The organism is Agromyces humi (genome assembly GCF_009720255.1).
Lineage (GTDB): Bacteria > Actinomycetota > Actinomycetes > Actinomycetales > Microbacteriaceae > Agromyces > Agromyces humi.
On record NZ_WJSP02000095.1, the window covers coordinates 1 to 10962 of the forward strand.

At 71.0% G+C, this 10962-nt stretch carries 7 protein-coding genes; 5 read left to right on the forward strand and 2 right to left on the reverse strand.

The window, feature by feature from the left end:
* Positions 1 to 1205, forward strand: a 1205-nt coding sequence (locus GH736_RS10080; RefSeq protein ID WP_203230708.1) for a hypothetical protein, incomplete at its 5' end; no start/stop codon positions are given.
* A 98-nt stretch (positions 1206 to 1303) separates the two neighbouring features.
* Positions 1304 to 2713: an HNH endonuclease signature motif containing protein gene (locus GH736_RS10090; protein WP_159602779.1), complete on the forward strand. Its 1410-nt coding sequence runs from the start codon at positions 1304 to 1306 to the stop codon at positions 2711 to 2713.
* 211 nt (positions 2714 to 2924) lie between these two features.
* Here GH736_RS10090 and GH736_RS10095 read toward each other — a convergent pair whose 3' ends face one another.
* Both GH736_RS10095 and GH736_RS10100 read right to left on the reverse strand, forming a co-directional pair.
* Positions 2925 to 5126: a glycosyl hydrolase 53 family protein gene (locus tag GH736_RS10095; protein ID WP_235933960.1), complete on the reverse strand. Its 2202-nt coding sequence runs from the start codon at positions 5124 to 5126 to the stop codon at positions 2925 to 2927.
* 140 nt (positions 5127 to 5266) lie between these two features.
* Positions 5267 to 7333: a beta-galactosidase gene (locus GH736_RS10100; protein WP_159602781.1), complete on the reverse strand. Its 2067-nt coding sequence runs from the start codon at positions 7331 to 7333 to the stop codon at positions 5267 to 5269.
* Positions 7334 to 7530: 197 nt separating this feature from the next.
* Between GH736_RS10100 and GH736_RS10105 the strand changes: the two genes are divergently transcribed.
* From GH736_RS10105 to GH736_RS10115, 3 genes are all read left to right on the forward strand, one after another.
* Positions 7531 to 8838 carry an ABC transporter substrate-binding protein gene (locus tag GH736_RS10105; protein ID WP_159602783.1) on the forward strand — a complete coding sequence of 436 codons (1308 nt, stop codon included), beginning with the start codon at positions 7531 to 7533 and terminating at the stop codon, positions 8836 to 8838.
* Between the two features lie 77 nt (positions 8839 to 8915).
* Positions 8916 to 9905: a carbohydrate ABC transporter permease gene (locus tag GH736_RS10110; protein WP_159602785.1), complete on the forward strand. Its 990-nt coding sequence runs from the start codon at positions 8916 to 8918 to the stop codon at positions 9903 to 9905.
* A gap of 161 nt (positions 9906 to 10066) precedes the next feature.
* Entirely contained in the window at positions 10067 to 10894 is an 828-nt protein-coding gene (locus tag GH736_RS10115) for a carbohydrate ABC transporter permease (protein WP_159602789.1), read from the forward strand.
* The last annotated feature ends 68 nt before the right edge of the window (positions 10895 to 10962 follow it).

Sequence of the window (10962 nt, forward strand, 5' to 3'; positions counted from 1 at the left end):
CCGTCACCGACCCCGAGACGGCGGGGCTGCTTCCGGTCGGCTTCGTGTCGGGTGCCGCGGCCGGGCGGTGGCTGCCCGCGACGGTGGTCATGCTGGCGGCGAACGGGGTGCTCGCCATCGAGGATCGCCGCGGCATCCGGGGGAGTGATGCGGGTGGTGCCAGCGCTGCGGATGCCGCGAGCGCAGCGGATGCCGCCGACGCAGACGCTCGCGCGGGCGCCGGTGCTCGGCCCGCGCTCGCTACGGCCGCCGAGGCCAAGCACATCCGCCTGGTGTACGACGGCGAGTCCCCGCTCCCGATGTTCCGCGCGGACGCCGAGGCGGGCGACCGCTCCGACGGAACCCTGCTGGCCATGCTCGCCCCCGGTCTCTCGGGCGGATCCCTCACGCTCCGTCCCGGGGCGAGCGTCGAGGTGGATCGCGTCGTCAAGGACAACGGGCCGCTCGTGACAGTGACGCGCGAGGGATTCCGCGACGCGGCCGACTGGTATCGCGAGCCGCGCCCGGTCGCCCGGCTGCGTGCGGCGACCGTCGGAGGCATCGCGGGCGTGGCCCTCGGACTGTTCGCGCTGAGCTTCGGCGACGACGCCACGAACTCGATCGCGTGGAGCGCGGTGCTGATCGGTGGGGTGTCGCTCGTGATTCGCGTGTTCCTCCCCCGGTTCCTCCCGCTGAACGACGCCGGACTGCACCTGCGCGAGCGCGCCAACGAACTGCGCGAGGTCGTCGCGGGCACTGAGGTCACGACCACCGCGATGGGCCAGAGGCTGCTGCCGTGGGCGGTGCTCTTCGACGAGGCATCCGTGCTGCGCCGCTTCGCCGAGGAATCAGCCGCATCGGATGCCCCGCCCGCCTGGTATCGGTCCACGGCGCCGTTCTCCGCCGACCGACTCGTGTCCTGCCTCAGCATCATGTCGGCGCAGCTGTCGCAGCCCATCGTGGTCGGTGGCGGCACGCTTCGTCGCACCGAGGACTCCCGTTTCGGCGTGCCGATGATCGGCGATACGCGGTGGGGGTGGGGCGGAGGCTACCTCGCCGGCGATGGCGGCGGCTGGGGCGCGGGCTTCGGCGGCGGCGGCGGCGCGTTCGGTGGCGATGGCGGCTTCGACAGCGGCGGCGGTGCCGGCGGCTACGGCGATGGCGGCGGGTTCGGCGGGTTCGAAGGCGGTGGCGGTGGCGGTGGCGACGGCGGCGGCGGGAACTGACTCGTCCTCCACAGGCGATTGGTGGACGGGAGAATACACAGGCTGACCGGCCCTTTTGGACCGATTCGAATGTCAGTGGGTGCCACCAGAATGAACCCATGACCGGCATCCCCGACGCGCTCGAGCAGCTCCGCTCGACGCTCGGCGAGGTGCTGCGGTTCGATGGAGGCGCCCGCCTTTCCGACGACGACCTGATCACGGCGATGCGTGCGCTCGAGTCGCTGGGCCGTCTCATCGATGCGCACCGGGCCGCATTCGCGGGCGAGGTCGGCGAGCGCTCGCGGGCCGAGCTCGGCGACCAGCGCCTGTCAACGCGACGCGGGTGCCGATCCGCCGCCGAGCTCGTCGAACGGGTCACCCAGGTGTCGGCCTTCGAGGCGCGCCGACGCATCTCGCTCGGATCGGCCACGCGGGCGCGCGTCGGCTTCTCGGGTGAATCGATCGATCCTGAGTTCCCGGCGGTCGCTGCGGCGCTCGCTGCGGGTGAACTCGGCAGCGATGCCGCCGGCACGATCATCCGCGAACTCGACCGTGCCCGGTCGCATGCCGATCGTCTCGCCTTCGCGGCCGCCGAGCAGGCGCTCGTGGCCGAGGCGCTCGGTCGCGGCGACGGCGGTCCGGTACGTTGCACGTCCGACGAGCTGCGGGTGCAGGCGCAGGCGTGGTCGACATTCCTCGATCAAGACGGCCGCGAGCCCGACGATGAGCGAGCGATGCGCCGCCGCGGGCTTCGGCTCGGTCGGGCGCGCGACGGGCTCATCCCGCTCTCGGGCGAACTCATGCCCGAGGTCGCGGCGAGGCTCACCCGTCTCTTCGACGCGCACCTCTCGCCCCGCGCCGGCCTCGGCTTCCACACCGACGACGAGCGCGCGAGCTTCGCCGAGTCGGGCGAGCAGCGCACCGCCGACCAGCAACGGCACGACGTGCTCGCCGCCGCGCTCGACACCGCCGCCCGGTCGGGCGAGCACCCGACCATCGGCGGTGCCGCGCCGACGGTGCTCGTGAGCGTGCGAGCCGCCGACCTTGCTGCGTCTCGGGGCGTGGCGCACGCCGACGGCGTCGATCTCCCGATCTCGCTGCGGGCGGCGCGGCACATGATCTGCACGGGCGGCACCCAGTCGATCGTCTTCGACGACGACGGTCGCGTCATCCGGCTCGGCTCACCCGAACGCTGCTTCACCCCGCACCAGCGCCGGGCGATCACCGTCCGCGATGGCGGATGCCTCATTCCCGGATGCTCCGTGCCGGCAGCCTGGTGCGAGATCCACCACGTCATCCCCGACGCCGACGGTGGCCCCACCCACCCCGACAACGGCGTGCTGCTCTGCTGGTTCCATCACCGCACCATCGACACGTCGGGCTGGGGCATACGGATGCAGCGGGGCGTGCCGCACATCCGCCCGCCTGCCTGGCTCGACCCGGGCGGCGGCTGGCGCCCGGTCACGAAGTCCCCGACGCGGCTCGCCGACCAGCGCGATCGGCGGCGAGAGAAGCAGCCTGCCGCGTGAGGGCGTGAGGGCGTGAGGGCGTGAGGGCGTTGGGCGTGAGGGCGTGAGGGCGTGAGGGTGTGAGGGCTTGAGGGCGTGAGGGCGTGCGGACGTGAGGGCGTTGGGCGTGATGCGCGAGGCGCGAGGCGTGATGGGAACACGCACGAGGGTGGGCGGATGCCGCGTGGCATCCGCCCACCCTGGAGGGGCCGCAGGGAGAAGGGACTCGGTGTTACATCACCCGCTTCAGCTTCTTCACCGCCTTCTCGACGAGCTTCGTCGCCTCCTTCACGTCGGACTTCGTCGCGGTCGAACCCGCCATCACGACGTCGCCGATCGCGACCGCCTCGTCGAGCGTGGCCAGCGAGGCATCGGTGTACAGGGAACGGTCGACGGATGCCGCAGCAGCGAGCGCCGCAGCCAGGTCCGACGTGTCGACGGGCACCGCAGCCGATGCCGCAACGAGACGCACGTCGTCGAGCACGCCCCACGCGCCCGCCGACAGGGCGAACGACGCCGAGATCTCCACGACCCCATCGGCACCCACCACCACGTTCGGCACCACGGCCGTGTGGAACTCGTTCCACGCCGTGAACGACAGCGGCGCGCTCACCGTGCCTGCCGACGTCGTCGCCGACAGCACCCGCGAATCACTCGCGGGAGAGCCCGTGCCCTGCGTCGTCGCCTGCAGCGAGTAGGTGCCCGCCGGCACGCCCGTGATGCGCTGCGTGGCCGACGCCGTGTAGGCGGTGCCGTTCCAGAAGGTGACGGCGTAGTCGCCGTCCGACGCGTCGCCCGTCTGGGTGCGAGCGGCCGGCCCGGTGAGAGTCCAGGCGCCCAGGTCAGCCGACTCGAACGACCCGTTCCGCACGAGGTTCGCCGCCAGCACGGTGACCGACGCCTCCACGGCGAGCCCCGTCGAGGTGGTGCCCGGGATCGTGTACTCGCCCGGCCCCCGGATCCAGGACACGGCGTTCGACCACGCGACCGACGGATGCTCTGTGGTGCCGTCGTTGTAGGTGACCGTGATCGCGGCGGGCAGCGACACCGGAGCGCCATCCGTCACCGACAGCGCGACCTGCTCGACCGACACGATCTCACGCGGAGCGACCGCGCCCGTGCGCGCGTACTCGAAGGTGCGCAGCGACTCGACGGGCGTGCCGTCCCACGCGAAGAGCGCCTGGTTGTCCCACGCCGACCCGCCGTAGTACTCGCCCACGTGCACCGGGTCGTAGTCGGATGCCGCCGACGTCGCCCACCCCGAACCGTCACGCTCCCACAGCAGGCGGTTCGCCTCGACGGCCGAGGGCGGACCGACCGGAAGCCACGCCGGCTCCCAGTAGAAGACGCCGATGCCCGCGTCGCCGACGGCAGAGACCGCCGCGATCACGTCGCGAAGCGCGGTGGCCTGCCCCTGCACGCTCGCGGGGTACTGGTCGGTGATGGTGTCCGCGCCGATCACGTTCGGGTAGCCGTCGCCGTCGTCGAGCGTGCGCGCCCACGACGTCTCGGCGACCACGACCTGCTTGCCGTACGTCGTGGCGATCTGCGACAGCACCGAGGTGAGGTTCTGCGTCGTGCCGTGCCAGTACGGGTAGTACGAGCTCGCGAACACGTCGTAGTCCACGCCGAACGACGCGAGGCCCGCGGCATACGTCGCGTAGCGTCCCGGCGTCTCGGGGTTGGTGAAGTGCACGGCCACGAGCGCGTCGGGCAGCACCTCGCGCACCGCCGCGCTGCCAGCCGAGACGAGTGCCGCGAACTGCGCGTCGATCGCGGTGCCCGCACGGGCGTGCCCTGCGATGCCGTTGTTCGTCTCGTTGCCGACCTGCACCATCGAGACGTCGACGCCCGCGTCCTCGAACGACTGGAGCGCGTCGGCCGTGAAGTCGTGCAGGGCGGTGACCGTCTCGGCATCCGTGAGCCCGGCCCACGCCTTCGGCGCGAGCTGTCGGGCCGGGTCGGCCCAGAAGTCCGAGTAGTGGAAGTCGACGAGCACGCTGAGCCCCGCCGCAGTCGCCCGCTCGCCGATCTCCACCGCGCGTGCGACGTCCACGTTGCCGCCACCATAGCCCCGGTCCGAGGCGTCGAACGGGTCGTTCCACACGCGGATGCGCACCGTGTTCACGCCGTCGTCGGCGAGCACGTCGAACAGGTCGGCCGGCGCACCCGACTCGTCGCGGAACACGACGCCGCTCTCCTCGAGCGACAGCACCGTCGACACGTCGACGCCGTTCACGAAGTCGGGCGCGAGCCCGTCGACCTTCTGCACGAAGATGCCCGCATCGACCGGGCCGTCGCCCGGGCCGGCCGGCTCCGACGCGACCGTCGACTCGGATGCCACGGCCGCCGACGCGCCCGCGGGCGCCGCGACCAGGGTGGCGAGCGCCGCCGCGAACGCGACGACCCCTGCTCGTCTGAACTGTCTCTGCACGATCCGTGCTCCCTCTGGGTTCGGCAGCCTCGTGGGTCGCCGCCCGTGAGGGCGAACGGGTCCGCGACGCTGCGGTGTCGTTCCGTCCGGGCGGACCGAACGCGGTGGTGATGTGGAGTTGTGGGCAGCCCGCGGAGTGCTCAGTCCGCGAGGCGGATGACCCTCGTGGCACCTGCCCGCACGAGGGTCGCGGCATCCGTCACGTCGCCGGTCGCGACATCCGCGCCCGGCGCATCGATCACGGCATCGCGCTCGGCGTGGTTGATCGCGACGAGGTAGCGCGTGCCGTCGTCGGCGACGCGGATGACGCGCTCGAGGCCCGTCGGCGGCGGCACCACCGTCAGCCCGGCATCGGCGAGCACGTCGTCGATGAACGCGCCGAGGGTCGCCCCCTCGAATCGCGTCGAGAGGTACCAGGCCGACCCCTCGCCGAGCGCGTTGCGGGTGATCGCGGGGCGCCCGGCCGCGGGACCGTCGATGAAGTGCTCCACGGATGCCGCGCCCTCGAGCACGATCTCGTCGGTCCAGACCGTGCCCGTCGCCCCGCCCGTGACGGCGACACGGCCACCCTCGCGGAGCGGCTGGAACTCCTCGATCGTGAGCCCGAGCACGTCGCGCAGACGCCCCGGGAACGGCCCGGGCGGCACCGCGTCGGACTCGTCGACGATGCCCGAGAAGTACGACACGGCGAGCGTGCCGCCTCCCTCGACGTAGCCGCGCAGGTTCGCCGCCGACGCCTCGTCGAGCAGGTAGAGCGACGGCGCGAACACCGCCGCGTAGCCCGTCAGGTCCTGCGACGGGTGCACGAAGTCGACCGTCACGCCGAGCTTCCACAGCTCGGCGTAGAACGCCTCGAGCCGCTCGCGGTGCGAGAGGTCGACCGACGGCCGCCACTCGAGCTCCTGCGCCCAGAACGACTCGGTGCTCCAGACGATGGCGACGGATGCCTCGACGCGGCTGCCGCGCAGCTCCGACAGGTCGCCCACCAGGTCGCCGAGCGCGACGACCTCGTTCCACACCCGCGACGTGCGACCGGCGTGGGGGAGCATCGCGGAGTGGAACTTCTCGGCGCCGAACCGGCTCGCTCGGAACTGGAAGAACATGATCGCGTCGGCGCCCCGCGCGAGGTGCGACATGCTGTTGCGGGCGAGCTCGCCCGGGCGCTTCGCGACGTTGCGCGGCTGCCAGTTCACGGCAGACGTCGAGTGCTCCATGAGCACCCACGGCCTGCCGCCGGCGAGGGATCGGGTGAAGTCGGCGTCCATCGCGAGCATCACGTGCGCGTCGGCGCGCGAGGCGGTGAGGTAGTGGTCGTTCGAGACGAGGTCGACCTCGGGCGCCCAGCGCCAGTAGTCGATCGCCGGGCAGCTCGTGGCCATGAAGTTCGTGGTGATCGGCTGCGTCGCGTGCCGGCGGATCGCGTCGCGCTCGAGCACGAAGCACTCGAGCAGCGCGTCGGAGGAGAACCGCTTGAAGTCGAGCTGGTGCGCCGGGTTCGACACGCTCGCCGACTGCCGCGGGGCATCCACCTCGTCCCACGCGCCGTACACCTGGCCCCAGAACGTCGTGCCCCACGCGGTGTTGAGCGCGTCGAGCGAGCCGTAGCGTCGCTCGAGCCAGCGCCGGAAATTGCGTACGGATGCCTCGTCGAAGCTCTCGGAGACCGGAGCCCCGTACTCGTTGTGCACGTGCCACATCACGACCGCGGGGTGGTGCGCGTACCGCTCGGCCAGCCGCTCGGCGATTGCCGCGGCCGCACGCCGGTACTCGGGCGAGCTCGGCGACACGATGCCGCGCGAGCCGAACCCGAGCGTCACACCCTCGCGGGTCACGGGACGCGCCTGCGGATAGGCCTTCCAGAACCAGGCCGGCGGCACGGTCGTCGGCGTGCCGAGGTCGACGTCGATGCCGGCACCCGCGAGCAGGTCGAGCACCTCGTCGAGGAACGCGAAATCGTACGAACCTTCGCGCGGCTCGAGCAGCGCCCACGAGAAGATGCCGACGCTCACGAGGTTCACCCCGGCCTCGCGCATGAGCTCGATGTCCTCGAGCCAGGTCTCACGCGTCCACTGCTCGGGGTTGTAGTCGCCGCCGAAGCGGATCGCCGAGGTGCCGGGGATCCACCCGCTGCGCGCTGCGGCGTCAGCGGCGGCATCGGCCGCCGCATCGGGGGCGGCAGCCGTGTGGGGCGCGGTCTTCGAAGGCATGGAGCGTTCTCCCTTGAAACTGTGTGCGGTCACAGTTGTAACACAGCAGCACCCCGCCGCGCCATCCGCAGACTCAGGAGTTGACACGAAAGCTGGCCTGTGCGTTACTGGGATCGCTCACAGGCACAGCGCAGTCCTTCTCGATCGCGCACCGCCCACGGGGCATCCGCAATCACAGCTTTCGACAAGGAGGACGAATGCGTGCAGCATTCCGCACTGGCGCCATCGCCGCCGTTGCAGCCGCGGCGCTGATCATGACGGGCTGCTCGGCCGATGCCGGCTCTGAGGGCAGCGCCGACGACCCGGTGGAGCTCACCTACTGGGCCTGGGCGCCCAACCTCGACAAGGTCGTCGACATCTGGAACGACCAGAACCCCGACATCCAGGTCACCGTGAACAAGCAGGACGGCGGCGACCCCGCCATCACCAAGCTCCTCACCGCCATCAAGGCCGGCAGCGGCGCGCCCGACCTCATCCAGGCCGAGTACCAGAAGATCCCGACGCTCGTGTCGAGCGACGCGCTCGCCGATCTGGCGGGCACCGACGCGGCCGACCTCTCGGGCGACTTCCCCGACAGCGCCTGGGACTCCGTGACCCTCGGCGGCGACGCGCTCTACGCGATCCCGCAGGACACCGGCCCCATGATGTTCTTCTACCGCGACGACATCTTCACGCAGCTCGGCCTCACGGTGCCCACCACCTGGGACGAGTACGCCGCGACCGCCCGCGCCCTGCACACCGCAGACCCCACGAAGTACCTCGGCACGTTCTCGTCGAACGACGCCGGCTGGTTCGCCGGGCTCTCGCAGCAGGCGGAGGCCGAGTGGTGGTCGATCGACGGTGACGCCTGGGGCGTCGGCATCGACGAGGAGCCCACCCAGCAGGTCGCCGACTACTGGGGCGGCCTCGTCGAGGAGGGCGTCATCGACAACAAGCCGATGTACACCCCCGAGTGGAACGCGGCCCTCAACGACGGCACGCAGGCCGGCTGGCTCGGCGCCGTCTGGGGTCCGGGCGTGCTGAGCGGCAACGCCGCCGACACCGCCGGCCTCTGGAAGGCCGCGCCGCTGCCCAACTGGGGCTCCGACGTGTCGAACGGCAACTGGGGCGGCTCGTCCACGGCGGTCACCTCGCAGTCCGAGCACGTCGACGCCGCGGTGAAGTTCGCCACCTGGCTGAACACCGACCCCGAGGCCGTGCAGGCGCTGGTCACCGAGACCGGCATCTACCCCGCGTCGACGGATGCCGCGGCATCCGCCCTGACTGAGGCGCCCGAGTTCTTCAGCAACCAGCCCGACTTCTACGACGTCGCCGCTGAGGCCGCGCAGGCCGTCGCGCCGTTCCAGTACGGACCGAACGTGAACGTCACGTTCAGCGCCTACAACGACGAGTTCGCGAAGGCCGCCGAGTCGAAGACGCGCCAGGCGTTCCTCGACGCGGTCGCCGCCATGCAGCAGATCACCGTCGACGACCTCGAGTCGAGCGGCTTCACCGTCGCGAAGTAGCCGACGGCGAGGGGGTGCCGGATGCCGGTGCCCCCTCGTCCCGGCCGCGAGCTCCAGGAACCAGGAAGGACCCGACGATGACCGCAACGGTCGCAACCCCGCGCAGCGGCGCCGGCCGCGGCGCCGGCCGCAGCGCCACCCGGCGCCCCGCCGGCCGACGTAGCGCGACACGACGCCACCTCACGCCGTGGATGATGCTCGCCCCCGGCATCGTGCTGTTCACGGTGTTCATGGCGGCGCCGATCCTCTACACGGTCGTGCTCTCGTTCCAGAAGGAGATGGTGAAAGGGCTCGGCCTCGGCTCGGGCGCCAAGACGCGCACGTTCGCCGGATTCGAGAACTACGTCGCCACCCTCACCGATCCCGAGTTCCTCGCGAGCGTCGGGCGCGTACTGCTCTACGGCGTCATCCTCGTGCCGACCATGCTCGGGCTGGCGCTGCTGTTCTCGCTGCTGCTCGACGCGCGCCGCACGGGTGCGAAGGGCTTCTCGCGGGTCTCGATCTTCCTGCCCTACGCGGTACCCGCCGTGATCTCGTCGCTGCTCTGGGGCTTCCTCTACCTGCCGGCCGTCAGCCCGTTCTACTGGATCTTCGAGCAGCTCGGCTGGGACGACGTGCCGTCGCTCCTCTCGCCCGGGCTCGTTATCTTCGCGATCGCGAACATCGGCCTCTGGGGCGGCGTCGGCTTCAACATGATCGTGATGTACACGTCGCTCAAGGCCGTGCCCACCGAGATCTACGAGGCCGCACGCATCGACGGGGCATCCGAGCGCCAGATCGCCCTGCGTATCAAGGTGCCGATCATCATGCCCGCGCTCATCATGACCGCCCTGTTCTCGATGATCGCGACGCTGCAGGTCTTCGCTGAGCCGACCACGCTGCGGCCCCTCACGAACAGCCTCTCGACCACGTGGTCGCCCCTCATGTACGTGTACCGCGACGCGTTCACCCGCGACGACATCTACTCGGCAGCCGCGACCTCGGTGATCATCGCCGTCGCGACGTTCGCCATCTCCTTCTTCTTCCTCCGCGTCGTGCAGCGACGCGCCTTCGGCCAGGAGGACTGAGTCATGACAAGGACCGAGCCGTGACCATCACCAACCAGACCCGCGCGGTCGTGCTGCCCGAGCTCACCGAGGCATCCGAGGACCGTCGCACCCTTCGTCGTGCCGGTCGCCGCGGTCGCGGTGGCGCAGGCGGTGCCGCCGGTGCCGGACGAGACCAGCGGATGCCGCTCGCCGTCGGCTCCACGGCCGTGCTGCTGCTCGGTGCGCTGTACTGCCTGCTGCCCGTCGCCTGGGTCGTCATCGCCTCGACGAAGGACGCGTCGGAGCTGTTCTCCACGTTCACCTTCGCGCCCTCGACCCACCTCTGGGACAACATCGTCGAGCTCACGAACTACCGCGACGGCCTCTACTGGCGGTGGATGCTGAACACGGCGATCTACGCCGGCTTCGGCGCGATCGTGTCGACGTACGTGTCGGCGCTCTCGGGTTACGCGCTCGCGAAGTACACGTTCCCCGGCAAGGGCGTCGTGTTCAAGGTGCTGCTCATGGGCGTGCTCGTACCCGGCGTCATCGTGGCGATCCCGCAGTACCTCCTGCTCGCGCAGGTCGGCCTCACGAACACGTACTGGTCGGTGCTGCTGCCGCAGCTCATCAGCCCCTACGGCATCTACCTCGCCCGCATCTACGCGGCCGCCGCCGTGCCGACCGACATCATCGAGTCGGCCCGCACCGAGGGGGCAGGGGAACTCTTCATCTTCCACCGCATCGCGCTGCCCATGATGGGGCCGGGACTCGTGACGATCTTCCTGTTCCAGTTCGTCGCCGTCTGGAACAACTTCATGCTGCCCTACATCATGCTCGGCAACGACGAGCTCTTCCCGATCACGGTCGGCCTCTCGGGGCTGCTCAACCAGGGCGCGTCGCTGCCCGCGATGTACACGCTCGTCATCACGGGCGCCCTGCTCTCGGTTCTCCCGCTGATCGTGCTGTTCCTCGTGCTGCAGCGCTACTGGCGCGTCGACCTCGCGGCCGGCGCCGTGAAGGCGTGAGCGGGGCGGATGCCGCGGAGCGGGCGGATGCCGCAGGGTCCCCGTCCGACGCCGGCAGCGCGGTCGGC

Excerpts from the sequence above, each read along its gene's own strand:
- GH736_RS10105 (WP_159602783.1), top strand. The coding sequence starts at position 7,531 with ATGCGTGCAGCATTCCGCACTGGCGCCATCGCCGCCGTTGCAGCCGCG.
- GH736_RS10115 (WP_159602789.1), top strand. The coding sequence starts at position 10,067 with ATGCCGCTCGCCGTCGGCTCCACGGCCGTGCTGCTGCTCGGTGCGCTG.
- GH736_RS10100 (WP_159602781.1), bottom strand. The coding sequence starts at position 7,333 with ATGCCTTCGAAGACCGCGCCCCACACGGCTGCCGCCCCCGATGCGGCG.
- GH736_RS10110 (WP_159602785.1), top strand. The coding sequence starts at position 8,916 with ATGACCGCAACGGTCGCAACCCCGCGCAGCGGCGCCGGCCGCGGCGCC.
- GH736_RS10090 (WP_159602779.1), top strand. The coding sequence starts at position 1,304 with ATGACCGGCATCCCCGACGCGCTCGAGCAGCTCCGCTCGACGCTCGGC.